Origin of the sequence: Candidatus Tisiphia endosymbiont of Stenodema calcarata, from assembly GCF_964030695.1 — a bacterium.
Lineage (GTDB): Bacteria > Pseudomonadota > Alphaproteobacteria > Rickettsiales > Rickettsiaceae > Tisiphia.
Window position 1 is genome coordinate 484,772 of sequence record NZ_OZ034911.1, and the last position, 20,117, is coordinate 504,888.

At 33.3% G+C, this 20,117-nt stretch carries 21 protein-coding genes, 1 tRNA gene and 1 pseudogene; 14 read left to right on the forward strand and 9 right to left on the reverse strand.

Annotated elements, in window-relative coordinates; genetic code table 11:
* Positions 1–247: 247 nt before the first annotated feature.
* The 12 genes and pseudogenes from ACQH1W_RS02205 to ACQH1W_RS02260 all read left to right on the forward strand — a co-directional run bounded on the left by ACQH1W_RS02205 (position 248) and on the right by ACQH1W_RS02260 (position 12,210).
* A complete protein-coding gene (locus tag ACQH1W_RS02205; RefSeq protein ID WP_341763133.1) occupies positions 248–895 on the forward strand; it encodes a dienelactone hydrolase family protein in 648 nt (215 codons plus the stop codon).
* A 101-nt stretch (positions 896–996) separates the two neighbouring features.
* Positions 997–2,385, forward strand: coding sequence for a 2-polyprenylphenol 6-hydroxylase (gene ubiB, locus ACQH1W_RS02210; RefSeq protein WP_425361126.1), 1,389 nt, complete (start codon positions 997–999; stop codon positions 2,383–2,385).
* On the forward strand, positions 2,382–3,173 hold the full coding sequence (gene xth, locus ACQH1W_RS02215) for an exodeoxyribonuclease III (protein ID WP_341762101.1): 792 nt from the start codon (positions 2,382–2,384) through the stop codon (positions 3,171–3,173). The genes ubiB and xth overlap by 4 nt, the downstream gene beginning before the upstream one ends.
* A 49-nt stretch (positions 3,174–3,222) precedes the next feature.
* Positions 3,223–3,516, forward strand: a complete 294-nt coding sequence (locus ACQH1W_RS02220) for a nucleotidyltransferase domain-containing protein (RefSeq protein ID WP_341747307.1) — start codon at positions 3,223–3,225, stop codon at positions 3,514–3,516.
* Positions 3,503–3,910: an HI0074 family nucleotidyltransferase substrate-binding subunit gene (locus ACQH1W_RS02225; protein WP_342278805.1), complete on the forward strand. Its 408-nt coding sequence runs from the start codon at positions 3,503–3,505 to the stop codon at positions 3,908–3,910. The genes ACQH1W_RS02220 and ACQH1W_RS02225 overlap by 14 nt, the downstream gene beginning before the upstream one ends.
* Positions 3,911–4,548: 638 nt before the next feature.
* Positions 4,549–5,238 carry a DUF2278 family protein gene (locus tag ACQH1W_RS02230; RefSeq protein WP_341763135.1) on the forward strand — a complete coding sequence of 230 codons (690 nt, stop codon included), beginning with the start codon at positions 4,549–4,551 and terminating at the stop codon, positions 5,236–5,238.
* A gap of 292 nt (positions 5,239–5,530) precedes the next feature.
* Positions 5,531–6,913 (forward strand): class II fumarate hydratase, encoded by a 1,383-nt coding sequence (gene fumC, locus ACQH1W_RS02235; RefSeq protein WP_375332925.1) that lies wholly within the window; start codon positions 5,531–5,533, stop codon positions 6,911–6,913.
* A 93-nt stretch (positions 6,914–7,006) separates the two neighbouring features.
* Positions 7,007–7,979, forward strand: a pseudogene (gene ftsZ / locus ACQH1W_RS02240) (cell division protein FtsZ); the annotation flags it as partial.
* A 536-nt stretch (positions 7,980–8,515) separates the two neighbouring features.
* Positions 8,516–9,385: a TIGR01459 family HAD-type hydrolase gene (locus tag ACQH1W_RS02245; RefSeq protein WP_375332926.1), complete on the forward strand. Its 870-nt coding sequence runs from the start codon at positions 8,516–8,518 to the stop codon at positions 9,383–9,385.
* Positions 9,386–9,815: 430 nt separating this feature from the next.
* Positions 9,816–9,900 (forward strand) — tRNA-Leu (locus ACQH1W_RS02250).
* A gap of 291 nt (positions 9,901–10,191) precedes the next feature.
* Positions 10,192–11,562 carry a magnesium transporter gene (gene mgtE, locus ACQH1W_RS02255; protein WP_375332927.1) on the forward strand — a complete coding sequence of 457 codons (1,371 nt, stop codon included), beginning with the start codon at positions 10,192–10,194 and terminating at the stop codon, positions 11,560–11,562.
* Positions 11,563–11,829: 267 nt separating this feature from the next.
* Positions 11,830–12,210, forward strand: a complete 381-nt coding sequence (locus ACQH1W_RS02260) for a hypothetical protein (RefSeq protein ID WP_375332658.1) — start codon at positions 11,830–11,832, stop codon at positions 12,208–12,210.
* Here ACQH1W_RS02260 and ACQH1W_RS02265 read toward each other — a convergent pair.
* The gene (locus ACQH1W_RS02265) at positions 12,182–12,370 is read right to left on the reverse strand and encodes a hypothetical protein (protein ID WP_375332928.1); all 189 of its coding nucleotides are present in this window, start codon (positions 12,368–12,370) and stop codon (positions 12,182–12,184) included. The genes ACQH1W_RS02260 and ACQH1W_RS02265 overlap by 29 nt on opposite strands.
* Before the next feature lie 277 nt (positions 12,371–12,647).
* Here ACQH1W_RS02265 and ACQH1W_RS02270 point away from each other — a divergent pair, with 277 nt between their 5' ends.
* Entirely contained in the window at positions 12,648–12,953 is a 306-nt protein-coding gene (locus ACQH1W_RS02270; protein ID WP_341752074.1) for an HU family DNA-binding protein, read from the forward strand.
* A 128-nt stretch (positions 12,954–13,081) separates the two neighbouring features.
* Positions 13,082–13,321 (forward strand): membrane protein insertion efficiency factor YidD, encoded by a 240-nt coding sequence (gene yidD / locus ACQH1W_RS02275; protein WP_375333200.1) that lies wholly within the window; start codon positions 13,082–13,084, stop codon positions 13,319–13,321.
* Positions 13,322–13,390: 69 nt separating this feature from the next.
* Here the strand turns inward: yidD and blaOXA are convergent, their stop codons facing one another.
* From blaOXA to ACQH1W_RS02315, 8 genes are all read right to left on the reverse strand, one after another.
* Positions 13,391–14,179 carry a class D beta-lactamase gene (gene blaOXA, locus ACQH1W_RS02280; protein ID WP_375332929.1) on the reverse strand — a complete coding sequence of 263 codons (789 nt, stop codon included), beginning with the start codon at positions 14,177–14,179 and terminating at the stop codon, positions 13,391–13,393.
* A 7-nt stretch (positions 14,180–14,186) separates the two neighbouring features.
* The gene (locus ACQH1W_RS02285; RefSeq protein ID WP_375332930.1) at positions 14,187–14,891 is read right to left on the reverse strand and encodes a cyclase family protein; all 705 of its coding nucleotides are present in this window, start codon (positions 14,889–14,891) and stop codon (positions 14,187–14,189) included.
* 19 nt (positions 14,892–14,910) lie between these two features.
* Complete coding sequence (nuoL, locus tag ACQH1W_RS02290) at positions 14,911–16,836, reverse strand: NADH-quinone oxidoreductase subunit L (RefSeq protein WP_375332931.1); 1,926 nt, start codon at positions 16,834–16,836, stop codon at positions 14,911–14,913.
* 5 nt (positions 16,837–16,841) lie between these two features.
* A complete protein-coding gene (gene nuoK, locus ACQH1W_RS02295) occupies positions 16,842–17,156 on the reverse strand; it encodes an NADH-quinone oxidoreductase subunit NuoK (RefSeq protein ID WP_341763144.1) in 315 nt (104 codons plus the stop codon).
* Positions 17,149–17,763 carry an NADH-quinone oxidoreductase subunit J gene (locus ACQH1W_RS02300; RefSeq protein ID WP_341762115.1) on the reverse strand — a complete coding sequence of 205 codons (615 nt, stop codon included), beginning with the start codon at positions 17,761–17,763 and terminating at the stop codon, positions 17,149–17,151. Before ACQH1W_RS02300 ends, nuoK begins: the two co-directional genes overlap by 8 nt.
* A 2-nt stretch (positions 17,764–17,765) precedes the next feature.
* A complete protein-coding gene (gene nuoI, locus ACQH1W_RS02305) occupies positions 17,766–18,245 on the reverse strand; it encodes an NADH-quinone oxidoreductase subunit NuoI (RefSeq protein ID WP_341763390.1) in 480 nt (159 codons plus the stop codon).
* An 89-nt stretch (positions 18,246–18,334) separates the two neighbouring features.
* The gene (locus ACQH1W_RS02310) at positions 18,335–19,057 is read right to left on the reverse strand and encodes a phosphoribosylaminoimidazolesuccinocarboxamide synthase (RefSeq protein WP_341762116.1); all 723 of its coding nucleotides are present in this window, start codon (positions 19,055–19,057) and stop codon (positions 18,335–18,337) included.
* Between the two features lie 59 nt (positions 19,058–19,116).
* The gene (locus ACQH1W_RS02315) at positions 19,117–19,758 is read right to left on the reverse strand and encodes an exopolysaccharide biosynthesis protein (protein WP_375332932.1); all 642 of its coding nucleotides are present in this window, start codon (positions 19,756–19,758) and stop codon (positions 19,117–19,119) included.
* Positions 19,759–20,117: the final 359 nt, after the last annotated feature.

Genomic DNA, 20,117 nt, shown 5'->3' on the forward strand with positions numbered 1-20,117 from the left:
AAAATGCCTAATACTCGATAATCAAGTTTTTTAGAATTATTAAAAGATACGTCTATTAGCGAGGAGGCATGAGCCGACGAAGCAATCCACAAAAAATATAATAAGTAATTTGGATTGCAGTGTCGCCACTAAAGTGGCTTCTCGCAATGACGTTTAACTAAAAGTTGTATACATCTTACTAATTTTGTGTGCATCGTCTAGGTTAACGGGGTGTTACCCCTGTGGAAACTTTTTAAGAGCTTAAAAAATGATTAAAAATGAAATATTATCTTACCCAGAAGTAAAAAGTTTGAATGGTCAATGTAAAAAGCTTGTTGTATTGTTACATGGGCTTGGTTCAGATGGGCATGACTTAATAAGCTTAGTTCCCTTTATATCTAAGGAATTGCTAGATTGTCATTTTATTTCGCCGCATGGAGTTGAAAAATTTGATAATGCACCGTATGGTAGACAATGGTTTAGTCTAAATGATCGTACTCCTTATGTAATAGGGGAATTAGTTGCTAAAAATAGTGGTTTAGTTACAAAGATAATTCAAAAAAAACAAGCTGAACTAAATTTAACTAATAAAGATACTATCATAATTGGTTTTTCACAAGGCACTATGATGGGACTGTATTTAAATTTGGTACAAAAAGAGCCTTTTGCTTGTGTGGTAGGATTTTCTGGTAAATTAATCGCCCCATTAGAATGTATCAATAAAACTACGCCAGTTTGCGTAATACATGGCGAATTAGACGATGTGGTTGATGTAAGTAGCATGGACGAGATAATAGAATATTTACAGAAATATAATATTGATCATAGTAATTACAAGATACCAAATCTTATGCATTCTATTGATGATAGGGGACTACAATTTGCCGTCAAGTTTATAAATACTAAAGCACAGTAAATTGTAATACAACGTTTTTTTAAGTACTTAATCCCAAGGAATTTAGCGGATGTTTTACTGCTTAGGCAAGTAGCTTAAAACTTCAAATCATTTGAGTATATATGATTAGCTTATTATTGAATTTTTTATATATATTAAGAGTGGTAAGCAAGCAGCAAATACTGACTTATCCTGGTATAATAAGATTACCATCTAGGTTAAAAATTCTTGGCTGGGTGATAACCATAGTAGTTTATCCAATTGGTCTATTTAAAACACCAAAAGATGATTTTGCTATAAGGTTAACTGATTGTTTTAAAAAATTAGGTCCTGTTTATATAAAATTTGGCCAAACTCTTTCCACAAGACCGGATCTTATAGGAGTTAAGATTGCCAGTTATTTGCAGTCTCTTCAAGATAAGTTGCCACCTTTTAGTAGTAGTATAGCACGAAAGATTATTGATGAGTCTTTTGGTCAAAGTACCGATGAGTTATTCTCCGTCTTTGAGGATATACCAATTGCAGCAGCTTCGATTTCTCAAGTACACAGAGCTAAGTTGAAGTCTGGTGAATTCGTTGCAGTAAAAATATTACGCCCGAGAATTCATCATACATATAATAAGGATATTAAACTTTTATATATTCTTGCTAAACTAGTAGCAAGAATATTTATAAAATTTAAAAGACTGCAACCAGTAGCGGTAATAGATGTATTTAATACTACTATGAAATTTGAGCTTGACTTACGTTTAGAAGCGGCGGCAGCTTCAGAACTCTCTGATAATCTGCAAAATGATGTTGATATATATATTCCTAAAGTTTATTGGCAACTGACTCATGAATATATAATAACCACAGAATGGTTAGATGGAATATCAATTTATGCTCGAGATAAGCTTATAGAGCAGGGCTTAGATCTAACTAAAGTAGCCCAAAGATTTGCTACAATATTTTTTAACCAAGTATATAGAGATGGCTTCTTTCATGCAGATTTACACCCCGGCAATATTTTAGTTAGGTCGGATGGTAGCATAGTGTTACTAGATTTTGGTATTATGGGTAGGTTATCTGATAAAGATAGAATGGCAATTGCTGAAAGCCTATTTGGTTTTTTAAGTAGAAACTATAAGTTAGTAGCACTTGTCCATCTTAGGGCTGGTTATATTCCTCAGAATACCGATCTTGATCTTTTTGCTCAAGCGTGTAGAGCGGTGAGTGAACCGATTATGGGATATGTCGTCAAAGATATTTCTATAGGTAGGTTACTTGCACAATTATTTAAAATCACCGAAGATTTTGGCATGGAGGTACAACCACAATTGCTATTATTACAGAAAACTATAGTAGTAGTAGAAGGGGTAGGGCAGCAGCTTGATCCAGAAATTAACGTATGGCAGCTTATAGAACCATGGATCAAGAAATGGGCAGCTAAGAATCTTAGCCCAGAGGCGAAAATTCTAAGAATTTTAAAGCATGTTGTAGTGGAAATATTGGAGAGGTTTAATAAATGAAAATAGTAACCTGGAATATTAATTCGGTACGTTTGCGACTTAGTTTGCTCAAAAAGCTAATTGATGAACATCAGCCTGATATTATATCACTGCAGGAGATTAAAACAATTAATGAACTATTCCCTTACCAAGCTATTAATGATATGGGCTACCAGCATATATATTGTTCAGGAGAGAAGTCTTATAATGGAGTAGCAATTTTATCAAAATTTCCTTTTACCAATAAATTCATTCTTGAATTGTATAATAGCAATAAAAGGCATGTAGCAGTAGAAGTTTTAGGTATTGAGATACATAATTTTTATGTACCGGCTGGTGGTGATATAGCTGATGTAAATGTTAATGAAAAATTTAAACATAAATTGGCATACGTAAAATTAATACAAGAATGGTTAACCAATAATCGGAGTAAAGATAGTAAGATTATTATAACGGGAGACCTAAATATTGCCCCTCATGAGCATGATGTATGGTCTAGCCGTCAATTACGTAATGTTGTTAGCCATACAGACATAGAGCGTTCAACTCTGTTGGAATTACAGGCTTCCTTAGGTTTTATCGATAGTAGCCGCTATTTCATACCGTATAATGAAAAATGTTATACTTGGTGGAGTTATAGAAATATAGACTGGCAAAAATCTAATCGGGGACGTAGATTAGATCATATTTGGACTAGTTCTAACTTACAAGATAAGATGCTATCTGTCAGCTCCTTATCAGAAGCTAGGAATTGGCTTATGCCCTCTGATCATGTACCTTATTTTTTAACATTGGGGAGTGTTGGGTAAAAGGTAAATATGATATATAATAAAAAAACAAAAAGTATGGAATTAATAAATGAAAGTTCAGGATTATAAATTTTATAATGATTTAATATCACAGATTGTGGTTGAGGAAGTTTGGTTATTTGGTTCTAGGGCAAGGAACGATAATCAGGATAGAGCAGATATTGATTTAGCTATAGTATGTCATAATGCTACTACTAAGGATTGGTTGAAATTACAAGAAATTGTTGATAATGCTGATACACTCTTAAAAATAGATTGTATAAGGCTTGACGAATTAGAGGATTCATCAGACTTAAAATTATCTATAATACGAGAAGGGGTGAAATTATATGAAAGATCCTAAAATAGAGTTAGGTTTTTCAAAGCTAAGTAGAGCTTTAATATCTTTAGAAGATATTGTATTTAAGCCCGTGCTAGAAGATCGAAGTAATATAGATGCTACCATTCAAAGATTTGAGTTTACAATAGAACTATTTTGGAAATTATTAAGGGTAATTCTTGAAAGCAAAGGAGTAGAAGTGCAATATCCTAAAGATGTTTTAAGAGAAGCATTTAAAGGACATCTGATTGATCATGAACAAGAGTGGTTAAAAATGCTGCTAGATAGAAATATTACCTCTCATACTTATGATGAGCAGCTAGCGGATAAAATTTATAATAATATTAGAACTTACATTCCCACATTAAGAAGTACATTTGATAAGTTGAACTTTCTTAATCACTCACCTTACGCATAATCCCCATGGCAATTTAAAAGTTATAGGAAAAACAGCCTAGCGTCATTGCGAGGAAGCATAAGCCGACGAAGCAACCCATTTTGGTTACTTTTTGGATTGCTTCGTCGACCTACGGTCTTTTCGATAATAGACGTTGACCACATACAACTTTTAAACTGCCCTGCCTAAAACCGCTTCCTCTTCGAACTTTCGACAGTTGTGGATCGTAGGTAACCTCAGTTCGATATAAGAATTAATTAATTCTTATATCGATACTTGCTTTGTTATAAGGAAAAATGCACTCTTGAAACGGCTGACGCGAGTGCATTTTAACTTTTTTCATCATTCAATATGTGATTTTAATTATTAAAATCACATATTGAATGGAGTATTATATTTTAACAATCAGGTGGGCAGCCGCTTCAAACCTGATTGTTTCTATCTTGTGAAGTGGGGACAAGTATTACTTCAAAAGATTGCCACGACGCCGCTTCTTGCTAATAGACAGTTAAGGAAAAACTTGATTATCGAATTATAAGTATAATATAGTAGGAAAAAGAGTCAAGTAATTTAAATATAAAGAATTTAAAATACGGTAGCACTTCACAAGCTTCTATAGTAGAGTGAGCAAATCTACTCTGTATAAAAAGGTTATTAGTATGTTAAAAAATTATTCGTGTTTAAAGGGAATCGTATCACAGGATTTAGAAGATCATATAAAACACACAATGACTCATCATAATCTTATAGTACAAGCTAATGGATTAGACTATCAAGTAAATATAGATACTCAGTCCGATTCGATATCTAATGTTAAGGTGTACTATACCGATCAGTTTAGTAATGAACTATTAACTAATTTAAATAAACTAGGAAATGAAGGATTGTTTAGTTTGGATAAGTTACCTAGCACTTCTAGGCTTGATTATCTTCGTAGTGGAATTTTAAAAGTAGCTGATTTAAAGAATATACTACCAAAATCATGGCAAGAAATATCAGCTTTGTTAGACCAATATCTTATATGTGGTGCAAAAGTGTGTATTTTAGGTGAATCGTATTATAATAGTGAAACAATACAAGAGATACCTTATGGCTTACATCTAAGACAAACATATAATCATCTACCTCCTAGAGGTATACATGATATACATATGAACCAAGGTACTTCTTTAATGATGTCGCAAAGTAAAAATAATGGTATTTATCAAGATGGAGCTATATTTGTAGAAACGCCTGATAACACAACTATGGCTTTTTTCTTTAAGTTTGCTGAGCAATCTTTAGTTACTGATGATGCAGGCAATCCTTTGAATGAAGAAGGTAAGTCAAAAACTTGGGCAGATGAATAACGCGAATTCGGGATAACAGGTTATCCCAAATTCGGCTGTATATATAGAAACAATCAGGTTTGAAGCGGCTGCCCACCTGATTGTTAAAATATCATTTGCGTTCAATAGATGATTTTAATTATTAAAATCATCTATTGAACGGTAAAAAAGTTAAAATGTACTCGCGTCAGCCGCTTCAAGAGTACATTTTTCTTTATATCACAGCTAATTCGGGATAAGAATTATAATTCTTATCCCGAATTAGGGTGAATAGACTCTTAATACAGATAGGTAGGAAAAGGAAAAGATTGTTATGAAAAATTATAGAATTGAAACTGATTCATTTGGAGAAATTAAAGTAGATGATCAATTTTACTGGGGTGCGGGAACTCAAAGGTCTCTTGAAAATTTTAAGATAGGTAATCAAAAAATGCCTATCCAATTGATTAAGGCACTGGCAATTTTAAAAAAATGTGCAGCAAAGGTCAATAAGGAATTAGGTGATCTTAAGCCTGAAATAGCAGAATCAATAGATCAAGCTACCACTAGAATATTAGATGGGGAATTTGATGTTCAATTTCCTTTAGTAGTATGGCAGACCGGGTCTGGTACACAGACTAATATGAATATGAATGAAGTAATCGCCTCTATTGGTAATGAACAGCTAGTAGGTAAAAAGGGTGGTAAATCACCAATTCACCCCAATGATCACGTGAATATGGCACAATCATCCAACGACTCCTTCCCAACTGCTATGCATATAGCAACCGTACTTGCTAGTAAGCAACAATTGATTCCAGCCTTAACAAGTCTGCATTCGGCGTTAAATACCAAAGCTCAAGCTTGGAATAAAATAGTTAAGATAGGGCGTACTCATCTGCAGGATGCTACACCTATAACTCTTGGACAAGAATTTTCTGGATATGTAGCACAAGTGGCATATGCTATAGAACGGGTTGAAGAATCACTAAAAAGAGTATATTTCTTGGCACAAGGTGGCACTGCAGTAGGTACTGGTATTAATTGCCGTAAAGAATTTGCGATAAAATTTTCTGATAAAGTTGCCTCATATACTAACTATCCTTTCAAAAGTGCTGCTAATAAATTTGAAGCACTAGCTACTCATGACGCATTAGTAGAATTCTCTAGTACCCTAAATACTATAGCGGTAAGTTTAATGAAAATTGCTAATGATATTAGACTGCTCGGATCAGGGCCAAGATGTGGTTTTGGTGAATTACATCTACCAGAAAATGAACCTGGTTCGTCAATTATGCCAGGTAAGGTCAACCCAACACAAATTGAAGCATTAACTATGGTTTGTGTTCAGGTCATGGGAAATAATCTTGCAGTAACTGTAGCCGGATCAAACGGTTGCCTCGAGCTAAATACTTTTAAGCCTGTTATAATATATAATATTTTGCAGTCAATAGACTTAATGTCTTCTAGCATCAATAGTTTTGTTACACACTGTATTGATGGGCTAGTACCCAATATAGAACGTATTAATAAGCTCAGAGAACAATCGCTAATGTTAATAACAGCATTAAATCCACATATAGGCTATGATAATGCAGCAAAGATTGCAAAAAAAGCCTATCAAGAAGGCATAACTTTAAGAGAAGCGGCTATAAAATTAAATTTTTTATCAGGTGAAGATTTTGATAGCTTAGTGCTAGCAGAAAATATGGTATAATTAGGGTGATGCCTATAAGTATATTTTTTGGTGGAAATTTTTGTATTCTTTACTATACTAACAACAATTTAATTTAACAGGTAGAGTATTATTATGGCTTTACATTTCAAAGCACCAGAGAATATAGTTCTTAAACCAGTTATTACAGTATTTGGTGTTGGGGGAGCTGGTGGTAATGCGGTAAATAATATGGTACTTGCAAAATTACAAGGAGCAAATTTTGTCGTTGCTAATACTGATGCACAATCACTGGAACATTCTTTATGTGATAATAAAATACAGTTAGGAGTTGCTATTACTAAGGGTCTTGGAGCTGGTGCATCTCCAGAGATTGGTGCTTTAGCCGCTGAAGAATCAGCTGACGAGATTAAAGGATACTTAGAGGGTAGCAATATGGTGTTTATCACTGCCGGAATGGGTGGAGGCACTGGCACAGGTGCTTCTCCGGTCGTTGCAAAGATAGCCAAGGAACTAGGAATTCTTACTGTCGGAGTGGTAACTAAGCCTTTTCATTTTGAAGGAAAGCATAGGATTAGAACTGCCGAGCAAGGTTTACTAGATTTACAGAAATTTGTTGATACTTTGATAGTAATACCGAATCAAAATTTATTTCGTATAGCAAATGAGAGTACTACATTTGCAGATGCCTTTAAAATGGCAGATGATGTATTACATGCTGGAGTTAGAGGGGTTACTGATTTGATGATCATGCCAGGGCTTATCAATCTAGATTTTGCCGACATTAGAACGGTGATGAGCGAAATGGGTAAAGCTATGATGGGTACTGGGGAATCCTCTGGCGAGGATAGGGCAGTTAAAGCTGCTGAAGCAGCTATCTCTAACCCATTATTAGATCATAACTCAATGCGTGGTGCTAGGGGGGTTTTAATTAACATTACTGGTGGTACGGATATGACATTATTTGAAGTTGATAGTGCTGCTAATAGAATTAGAGAAGAAGTGGGTGATAGCGATGCTAATATTATTTTCGGCTCTACGTTTAATCCAGAATTAAATGGTGTTATTAGAGTATCGGTAGTTGCTACTGGTATTGATGCTGATCACTCAATAAGTAGCAAATCCCAACCTATTGAATTAATAGCAAGTACTACTACGAGTTCTGAACAGATGGATAGTCAGTCCAATTCGATAGAAACAACAATATTAGAAGAAATTCCAGATTTTGCTCAATATACTGGCGAAAAGCCTAGTTTAGTGGATTCTGAAACACAACATTTAAATTTAAGTGTTCAAGCAACATCAATTGATATGCTAAATCAGCAAACTATAAGCAGTAATGATGCAAAATCATCTTTATTAAGTAGAATGTGGAATTCACTCAGATCTAATACTACTCAAACTCAGGAGCAAATAAAAAAGCCTACACCGCCTATTCCTCAGAAGGATAATATAGAAGTTGATATCCATGATATTCCAACCTTTCTAAGGAAACCAAAATAATTTGTTAACATAATTTATTTTTTTATGAGAGATTTTTTAGGGTGGGCTTTTAAATTACCCTACAATTTTTAACAAATATATTTTACTAAAAATATTTATTGTCTATTATCATCAGATTATCCTATAAGTATAGTGTGTAAAATGACAAAACTAGATTTTAGACATATTTCATCTGTAATAGATGATTATGATGTTTTTTTATTTGATCTTTGGGGAGTGGTAGTAGAAGGTAACCAAATTTATCCCGGAGTAGTTGACAATATTAACAAGATACTTAAACAACAAAAGAAAGTTTTTTTTGTTACTAATGCCCCACGCAACACATTTTCCTTATTTACCAAAATTAACAGCTGGGGCATTAACGCAACGAAAGAAATGATTATTAGTTCTGGTGAAGTAGCAATTGATATGATACTAGAAAGTGATAAAAGATTTGGTATAAAAAATCCTATAGTTTATCATCTTGGTCAAGAAAGTAATGATCTTATGGAGGGATTACAGACACCTACCACCACAAACATAAATGAAGCTAATATTTTGCTGTTAACGCTTTATCGTGATGAAGAAAAAAATTTAAATTTAGATGAGTTTGACGATTTATTAAAAACTGCAGTTAAAAGAAACATGATTAGCATATGTGCAAACCCAGATCTTGGAATTAGGCAACAAGGAATACAGAGATATTGTGCTGGGTACTTTGCTGCAAAAATAAAACAATTTGGTGGTGAAGTAATTTTTACCGGCAAACCCTATATAGAAATATATCATAAAGTATTAAACCAATTACCAAATATTGCATTGAAACGTATTCTTATGATAGGCGATACTTTCTATACTGATATTTTAGGGGCAAATAAAGTAGGAATTAATTCAGCTTTAGTATTAACAGGTAATGCTACAAAGTTTCATAACCAGTATCATACTATTGAAGAAAAAATGTACCATTTGAAAATTGCAGCAACTGAGCAGGAAGTAATGCCAAATTTTGTTATTCAATTGACTGCAAATTGACTCGGATACTTGAATACTTTGAAGAATTGGCTCTTGCAAATACTTGCGGGGTATTCGCCCACAACTGTTGAAAGTTAAAAAACCGTCATCGCGATGAGCTTTGTAAGCCCTAAACCGTCATTGCGAGGAGTCGCTGTAAGCGACGACGTGGCAATCTTGTGAAGAAGAGCTTACTTCATAAGATCGCCACAGCGTCTATCGACGCCTCGCGATGACGGTTTTTTAACTTTCAACAGTTATGCATTTTACCTAATTCGGGATAAGAATTGACAAATTCTTATCCCGAATTCGCGTATTTTCAAATCCAATTCGTAGGATCATTCGAGTATATATATTGATATTAGTAGAATAATTTGTTATATACACTATTTGGATTAACCAAAATTATTTAGGCTACAGGAATAATTTTATTAAAAACTTATTATTAATTGCGGTCGTGGCGAAATTGGTAGACGCACAGCTTTGAGGGGGCTGTTCTTAACAGAGTGGAAGTTCAAGTCTTCTCGACCGCACCAGTTTTCTATATACTCTCAACTTAGTTGTCTTATAAAACCTAACATGTTAGAATACAAGTGACTCATCCTTCTTGGCTATTGAGGGTACTTTTAGAAAATTCAGTATATATACTCAAATCATTTGAGTATACTCGGTGAACTTCAAGAATTAAGGTCGTCGTATCTAAAAATCGAAGCTGCTCCGTTACTCATGTATGCTCTGCTGCTCGACTTTGCTACTGCCTAGCTCTTCTTGAAGTTGACCTTCGTACTAACTCTTGAAATCATAGCAGTATACTCAAACGAGGAGTTATGCAAAATCAATCAAAAAATATGTTGTCGGTTCATCAAAACCAATTTGACGAAACATTTGAGCATATTAATAATCTTCTGAATAATGATGAATTTGGCAAAGCAATAGAGATTATGAGTAATCTACACTATGCAGATCTTGCAGATGTTTTAGATAATATAAATCAGAAAACATATAAAACAATTCTTCCTTTGTTACAGGATACACTAAAGCCTGAAACTTTAGTACAACTTAGCGTGAACAGTAAACCACTTATAATGCAAATTTTAGGTGTACAGAAAAGTGTACAGCTAATTAATCAACTTGCTATAGAAGATGCTGTTGAAGTTATCGAGGATTTTGATGATCTAACAAAAGAAATGATCTTAAATAATCTCAAAGCAGAAAAAAGACAGCAAATTATAGAAGGCTGTACTTACCCAGAAGATACTGTTGGTAGGGTAATCGAAAGAAATTTTGTGTCATTTCAAGAAGATTGGACAGTAGCTACGGCTATAGATTTTATTAGACACAAACATATAGCACAAGATTTTCATGCTGCTATTGTACTTGACAGTAAATACCGACCTATAGGTAGTATACTTCTAAGCACTTTACTGAAGCATAAAGGGGATAAGTTAGTAAAAGATCTTATGAATCCTGAATTTAAAATTACCGATGTATTTACTAATTTAAGTGAGTTAAGTTTTATTTTTAAACAATATGCTCTAACAATTGTACCAGTGGTGAATAAAAGTGGCAAGTTGATAGGTACTGTTTCAATAGATAGTATGCTTTACATCATTGAACAACAAACAGAAAAAGATATAATGTCACTCGGTGGCGTTCATACTCAAGATACATTTTACAATCTATTTTATACTGTGAGACATAGATTCCCTTGGTTATTTGTCAATTTAATTACTGCTTGTATGACATCGATAATTATTAACCAGTTTAGTACTACAATCTCAAAACTTATAACACTAGCAGCTATTATGCCTATTGTTGCTTCTATGGGAGGGAATGCCGGCACACAAGCCATGACAGTGACAGTGAGAGCACTTGCCAACAAAGATATTCACCATAATAACGTGCTGAGAGTGATTCTTAAAGAAATAGCTGTATGCGGATTTAACGGCTCTATACTGGCCTTAGTTGGGGCGCTATTAAGCTTAGCCATGCTTTCTGATCCAAATCTTAGCTTAATTTTCTCCATAGCCGTTATCCTAACTTTTCTAATTGCTGGTCTTTTTGGCTCAGTAATACCAATTACTCTACATTATTTAAATATTGATCCCGCCACTGGCTCAGGTGTATTCTTAACCACCATAACTGATTCATTTGCATTTTTTACCTTTCTTACTTTAGCTTATACCTTTTTGGTGTAAACTTGCCTTGTGATTATCGAGTTTAATTTAAAGTGCTACAAGAAGTATTGAAGTATTAGTTACTCACACCTTACGCATAACCCCCATGGCAATTTAAAAATTAGACTTCTTTCGAAACTCTACTTCTGCTGGTGATTTGTACGTGATACCGGTACTCTGCTCCTCACGTACATTAGAGTCACACTACTGGACAAAAGAGATGGGGTGGTTGCAAGAGCTAGTAAATAGAGTATTTTAGATTGAACACAAAAAAATCTGTGGTACTCTATGTTACTAGCCGAATTACTATATAATCATTTTGAGATGAAAGATTCAAGACTAAATACGTTCAAGAGATGGGATATCGAGGCAGGCTTTAAAGGGTGCAAAAGTAATGGTTTTAGAATGGAAGATACGCATATAAAGAGTAAAGTGCGATTAGAGAATTTTATAAAATGTTTATTTATAGCATATGCAATGGCAATAAAAATAGGAGCAATTGGAGAGCAAGAGCAACCGATAAAAATGAAGAAAACGCTAGGATGTAGGAGTTATTCTGTACTACAGTTAGGTATAAGATCAATTAAACAAGCTTATAGTCGTTCTAAGCAATTTTTTGATTCCTTAATCATAAAATTGTTTAAGTTACACTTTGTGCAACCAACCTAACCTTTTTGTCCAGTAGTGTGACATTAGAGTACGCTGCGGGTCGAGGTTCCGCGTCTCCTTCAAATCCCTCAGCATAAGCGAGTTTCGAAAGAAGTCTATTGTAGAAAAGTACAAGACGTCTATTAGCGTCACCGCTTTGCGGCTCTTCGTTAATAGACATTTATGCATTTTAAAAACAAACTTTTCTATCATTATTTGTGGCTTTTAAATTGCCCTGCTTGAATGCTTATATGATGATGCTTGACAACCAGTAACAACAAATAGATATCTGTGTTAATAATATCAAAAAGAAACGTAAAGTGAAAATATTTTATAATATAGATAACTTTAATAGCTAATAATTATTGATTTACAACATCTATATCTATATCTTTACCTGATAGGCAAGCTATCATTAGCTGAATTAAATTAAACTAACTCACTTAAAGGAAAAATTTATGCACAAAGGTGAATTCATTGATTATATAGCAAACCAACAAAATTGTACTAAAGTTGAAGCTGAAAAGATTATAAATACATTTACCAATGCAGTTACTTCTATTCTTGCTGAAGGTAAAGACGTAATACTGATTGGCTTTGGTAAGTTTTACTCTAGTAAAGTAGCAGCTAGAGCTGGCAAAAATCCTAGAACTGGTCAGCCTCTTAAAATTGAAGCTTACGTTCAACCTAAGTTCTCTGCTGGTGAAAAACTAAAATCTGCCTGCAATGGACGTAAAGACTCAAAACCAAAAACTGCAAAGTAAGTAATATACTAAAACGATTTGAAGAATTGGATTTGAAAATATCATGGGTTCGCATGCTCACCATTCATTTTCAAATCCAACTCGTAGGATCATTTGAGTATACTCTTTTTGAGGTAACCATGATCAAAATGAAACATCGCTTTAATTTGTTACTCATACTTATTAGATTTTATCAATTCTTTATTTCCCCCCTACTTGGTAATAATTGTCGTTTTGATCCATCATGTTCAGAATATGCTAGATCAGCAATAAGAATGCATGGTAATATTAAAGGATTATGGTTATTTATTAAGAGAATAATTAGGTGTAATCCTTTCTGTCAAGGAGGATATGATCCTGTGCCTAATACTACCCAACCTGAAAATTAATTAGAAAAGTATAGAGCTACTCATAAAAACAAAATCTTCACGAAAGCTAATTTTTCAAATCATTTTTGCTCAGTCTTTAATCAAATGTAGTAATTTTTCTTTTGCCTCTGCTTTAGCACGTAGGCTTGCATAAGTGTCTTGCTTACTGTCATCTGTAATATGGTTTACAAATACAATAGTCCTATTATCTTTTTGAATCCAACCAACAAACCATCCTTGCTGGAGGTCTAACTTCTTAGTTCTATTTTTATTAAGCTGAGAACCGTTGCCTGTTTTCCCATAAAGTCTCCAGCCGCTTGGTAGTTCCTCCACAAAGAGTATATTTTTTGTCATTTCATGAGATTTAAGACTTATTGGTAATTTGTTATCAATAAGACTCTGTAAGAACACGACTTGCTCTTCAGGTGAAATTTCCAACGAACTAGATAGCCATGAATTCGTTAATCCATTGTTTTTACCTTTATCACCTGAAACATTTTGATTCCCATAGTTAAATTTTATAACATAGTCTTTGAATTTACTCATCCCAAGCTTTTGCGTCAAAACTTGAGAATACCAAACACAACTATTTTGCATCCATGTTGTTGGATTGTGGGGCTGTTTCCACCTGTCAAGCCAATCTACATAACCTTCTTTAAATGGTAACTCAGGATGAGTCTCATCAACTAGCAATCCTTCTTCATATCCCATTAAACTAATGGCGATTTTGAACGTTGAGCAAGGTGCATAGCGTGATGCACAATCACCTTCTTGTTTGATAATTTTATCATTTTCTTTAACCAAAAAGCATTTGGTATCTGCCAGTGAGGATGTATTAAACAATAACCCAATGCTTAAATAGAAAATAAGTTTTTTCATTATACCCTTAAAAATTTAAATTTGTTTCTTCTTTTATTAAGCCAATAAGCCTTATCGGAGCTTCTGTTGCCCCTCTTACCTTAATTGGTAGAGCTAAGATACAGCTTCCTGTTATAGGTAGATTTGCCAAATTAGCAACATTTTCAACAATATATTTGCCATTGCCCAAAAACAATTTATGAACGGGAAATCCATCTGCTGGCCTGTCTGGTGACAAAGTGTCAATACCAAGTCCGCACACACCTCGTTTTGTCAGTATCTCCACTGCTTCAACTGATATAGAAGGAAAAACGTGATTATTGCTATACTTTCCCGGATCACTCCAAAACTTTTCCCATCCTGTTTTGATCATCACAAAACTTCCCTCATTGATCATTCCGTATTGTTCTTCAAAATGTTCAATGTCCGTTAGGCTTAGACTATAACGCTCATGACAAGAGCTTGATACATCAATAACAACACAAGGAGCAACCAGCTGCGATAATGGTATTTGGTCAATGGTAGTACTACTTGGAATACAGTGTGCTGGTGCATCCATATGTGTACCAATCCCGGCATGCATTTTGAACTGCTGCACGCGAAATTCTTCATTCTGTCGGCAGTCAGAATAATCCAATTTAACCTCAATATTAAACCCACAACCTCCACTCCACGAAGGAGTCTGCTCATCAAGAGTGTGTGTAAGATCAATAATTTTGTATGGAAAAATCATGACTATCCCTACTTCAAACTTACCAAAAAGAATCAGTTCGCAATATTCCTATTATAAAGAAAGTAATATAAACAACTATACATAAAACTATATATAAAGTGTAATTAAATACATAACCTGTCTGCGATCTACTCACCAAAAAACCAAAGTAATTTACCGTTTTGGCAAAGCTATTTGGACCAAATCTATCTATCACTCTTTGATCCATCAAATTGCATAACTTACTTAAGTTAGTTACTAATCTTACTATCACAAAGTCATAAACCTCATCAAAATAATATTTATGTACCAACAGCTTTTCTATAAATCCTATTTTTATTTTTTCTTTGATTCTTCTATAAAAATAAATCCCCAAAACAATACCTATTAGTCCCAAAACCATTGGTAATAATTTTATATAAAGAGGAGGATGAATTGTTAGTATTTGGTAAATATGAATATTAAATATACTATCAAGGAAATAACCATTTGGTTTGTCAAAAGACAATATATAATAACCTATCATTCCTGCAAAAAAACTACCTGCCACTAAAAGACTAAGTGGTCCATTCATGATATGGGGTGATTCATGGACATGATTGATGTCAATAGTTAATTTAGTTTTTCCATGAAATACTAATAAGATAATTTTCATAGAATAAATGGCAGTCAGAACTGCAGCAAAAATTCCAAGAATAAACACGATAGTACCGATACCACCGCTACTATATGCTAGCTCTAAAATAGCATCTTTTGAATAAAATCCTGCTAAAGGATAAATACCTATGAGAGCTAGTGATCCAATTAAAAAATTACAATAAGTAATTGGCATCTTATCTTTCAAACCACCAATCTTAAAAATATTTTGTTCGTGACAAGCGTGAATTACACTACCAGCTGATAAAAATAATAAAGCTTTAAAAAATGCATGGGTGACTAAATGAAAAATACCAGCATTATAAGCTGACACACCACAAGCAAGAAACATATAACCAAGTTGGCTACAAGTAGAATAAGCAATAATTTTTTTTATATCATCTTGAACTATGGCAATAGTTGCGGCAAATATACATGTAATACCACCAATAATGGCAATAAAGTGCAATACCCCTATACTATATTCAAATAAATAAGAACATCTAGCTACTAAAAAGACCCCGGCTGTTACCATAGTTGCAGCGTGAATAAGTGCTGAAACTGGAGTTGGACCTTCCATAGCATCTGGTAGCCATATATGCAAGCCAATTTGAGCCGACTTGCCCATGCATCCCAAGAATAATAGCAAACATACCACGTCAATTACTGTTGCTTTAAAACCTAATATACTTAATTGTATATTAGATAATGACTTTGCTTTAGCAAATACACTAGTAAAATCAACTACACCAAAATAAACAATAATGGTAATAATCCCAAGTATAAAAGCAAAATCTCCTACCCTATTTACTATAAAGGCTTTAATTGCTGCTTTATTCGCCGCTTCTTTCTGATACCAAAAACCAATTAACAAATACGAACAGAGACCAACACCTTCCCAACCAAAAAATAATTGTAAAAAATTATCTGCTGATACCAAAGCTAGCATAAAGAAAGTGAATAATGATAAAAATGCTAGAAATTTAGGTAATCCATCATCATCTGCCATATAGCCAAGAGAATAAATATGTACAACAGCTGAAATCCAAGTAACCACTATAAACATAATAGCGGTTAGCTGATCGACGTAAATCGCCCAACTTACTTTCATGTTACCAACTTCTAGCCATTTTGCTAAAATTATATGAATAATGGCTTTGTTTATGCCCACATTGTAAAATATAAACATAGATAATAAGGCCGATAAACTTATAGCAATAGTAGAAATGAAAGCTGCTTGTTTTTTGCTAAAACACTGACAAAACAAACCATTGATGATACCAGAGATTAAAGGTAACATTACTGTAAGTGTTGCTGCCGAAGCTATCATATCAATTAGCCCTTCATCTGATTTATATCACCCACTTCTATTGAGCCTTTATTTCTAAAATAAACTAGTAATATTGCAAGTCCTATTGTGGTCTCGGCAGCTGCTATTGTTAAAATTATTATACTAAAAATTTGCCCAGATATCTCATGTGCATAAGTAGAGAATGCCACAAAATTGATGTTTACAGCCAGCAGCATCAATTCAATCGACATAAGAATTGTTATAATATTCTTACGATGCATAAACAAACCAACCATCCCTATACTAAAAATGAGGGCCGACAAAGTTAAATAATGTTCCAAAGTAATAGTACTAATCATATTTGAGTCCTTCTATCCCCTCATTTAAATGTGGTTTGACCATTAATATGGAATTATCTTTATTTTTAGCATGCTGCTTAGCAATATCCTGCCTTTTAACTCCGCTGCGATGTCGAATAGTTAAGGTAATACAAGATATCATTGCTACAAATAGAATAATACCCGAAATTTGGAAAGGTAAGATATAATCGGTATATAATACTCGTCCAATGGCATGAGTATTAGTGACACCTGATTTTATCTCAAATTGGCTATTATCTAAAATTATATTTTTAGTACCTAACCAAATTATCAGGACAAGATCAGCAAACATAATAAGTGCAACAGCAATACTTATAAATAAGTTTCTTTTAAATTGTACAATAACATCGGTAAAACGAATATTCAACATCATTATAACAAACAAAAATAATACTGCTACTGCCCCAACATATATAACAATCAATATCATTGCTAAAAATTCTGCTCCTAGCAAAACCATTAGCCCCGAACCGTTACAGAAAGTAAAGATCAACCATAAGACAGAATAAACAGGGTTTTTACTGATGACTACCAAACAACTACTTATAACCATTAACCCTGCAAATAAATAAAAAAATATCTCCATAATTATCTATATTTATAATCATCATATAGCTTAATTGCTAATTCTTGTTCCCACATATCACCATTTTTCAGCAATTTTTCTTTGTCATAAAGCAATTCTTCATGGGTAATAGTAGCAAATTCAAAATTAGGGCCTTCCACTATAGCATCAACTGGACACGCCTCCTGACATAAACCACAATAAATGCATTTAGTCATATCAATATCGTACCTAGTGGTACGCCTACTACCATCTTCTCTTTCTTCTGCTTCAATAATAATAGCTTGAGCCGGACAAATTGCTTCACAAAGCTTACAAGCAATACAACGTTCCTCACCATTAGCGTAACGCCTTAATGCATGCTCACCTTTAAATCTTGGGCTTATCCTTCCCTTCTCATAGGGATAATTTATAGTTACTTTAGGTTTGAAGAAATACTTCAAAGTTAGACTAAGCCCTGAGATTATCTCAAATAAAAAAAAAGACTTTAGATAACTAATTATTCTCATTTTATTATACACCAAAAATTTGTAGCACTAAGCATGTTTACAATTTATTTTTTTCTTCCTAGAGAAGGTTTTAGGTATACTACTTAACTTATATAAGTTCTATCTTTTAATAAATCAGCTATTGCCTGATAAGATTTCAGAGCTTTTTCTGGATCACTGGCAATCATTTCTGCTCCAAGTTTCTCATTATTATTCATATTCCATAAACGACAATTATCAGGGCTAATTTCATCAGCCAACATTACCATAAATTCCTCACCATTAAACACTCTGCCAAATTCTAGTTTGCATTCAACAAGCCTTATACCAATACCTGTAAATAATCCACTTAAAAAATCGTATGTTCTTATGGCTTTATGTTTTACTTCATCAATTTCTTGTTTACTTAACCAACCAAAATTTAGTATTTGGTGTTCATTAATTATAGGATGTTTTAACTCACTACTTCTAACTCTAAAATCGATAATTGGATGATCAAACACGTATCCTTCTTCCATAGAGAATTCTTTTACAAACCTACCGCAAGCTACTGTAGAAACCAATATTTGAACGGGGAAAATATCTACAGATTGTATTAATTGCTCACGCATGTTAATTTTTTCAATTAGGTGGTTATCTATTCCTACCATATCAAGTCTGCTCATTATGAAGGACGAAATATTATTATTCAGCACCCCTTTACCAGAAATATCAAAAATCTCTCCGTTTTCTAAAGTAATTTTGTCAGTAAACGCCATAATAAAAGCAAAATCTTCTTGTGACTGATAAAGAGCTTTACTTGATCCTTGATATAACTTTTGTTTCATTTGAAAAAGATTCTATAGTAGCGGCTTTCACCTTTTGTACAAATTTAATATTTATTATATCAGAAGAATAGATTAAATAAATATTTAATACTAATCCAGCTAGCAGAGATTGCTATAAAAGCTATAATAAGTCCAACTATAGAGGTAATAAATCCAAGAACTATAGTTAATCCATCTCGGTTTAAAAGACCTAATGCCATTATTGTAATGCCCAGTGCAGGTATGGCGTTAGTTAGAGGTAAAGGTATTGATATAGCAATAGAGCAAATCAGTGATATTAAACCAATAAATTGTTCACAATATATAGAGGCTGCGAAACTAAATCTTGGTCGTATATATTTTTCTACAAATTTAATCTTTGGTACAATCTTGTCACTTATATTAATAAGTATATCATTGATAATTTGATAATTATTAATTTTGGATGGTAAAGAAACTTGTCTAAAGCCAAGCAACATCTGCATAGATAGAATCATCAAAGGAATACCTACTATAGTAGTAAAACCTGGAGGATACGGCAGCGGAATTGCAACTGGTATTGCAAAAAAAAGTATCGTTAATAGAAGACCATTTTCATGAAAATCAACTAATAACTCACTAATTCTAGTCTTTTCTTTTTTTTCTTTTTGTCCTAATTTATAAAAAACACTAGATACTGTAGTTCTATCTAGTTGTTTATCTTTTGATGCAATGTTAAACATTTTTACTTAATTTTCTTGTAAATTATACTATATTTTAGATTATTAGAAAATAATTAATAATCAAAGAAATTAATTCCATCAATAATTTTCTTACGTTAGGTTATCTCAAAACTATGATTTTATAGTAATTGAGAAATGCACTACACCCCAATTCGGGATAAGAATTAGTTAATTCTTATCCCGAATTGGCTTTAATACAAGGAAAAATGCATTCTTAAAGCGGCTAACGCGAATGCATTTTAAACCTTTCTAAAGCTAAAAACATGATTTTAATTTTTTAAAATCATGTTTTTAGCAAAATATTAATTTAACAATCAGATGCAGAGCCGTCTCAAATCTGATTGTTTCGATAATTTTAC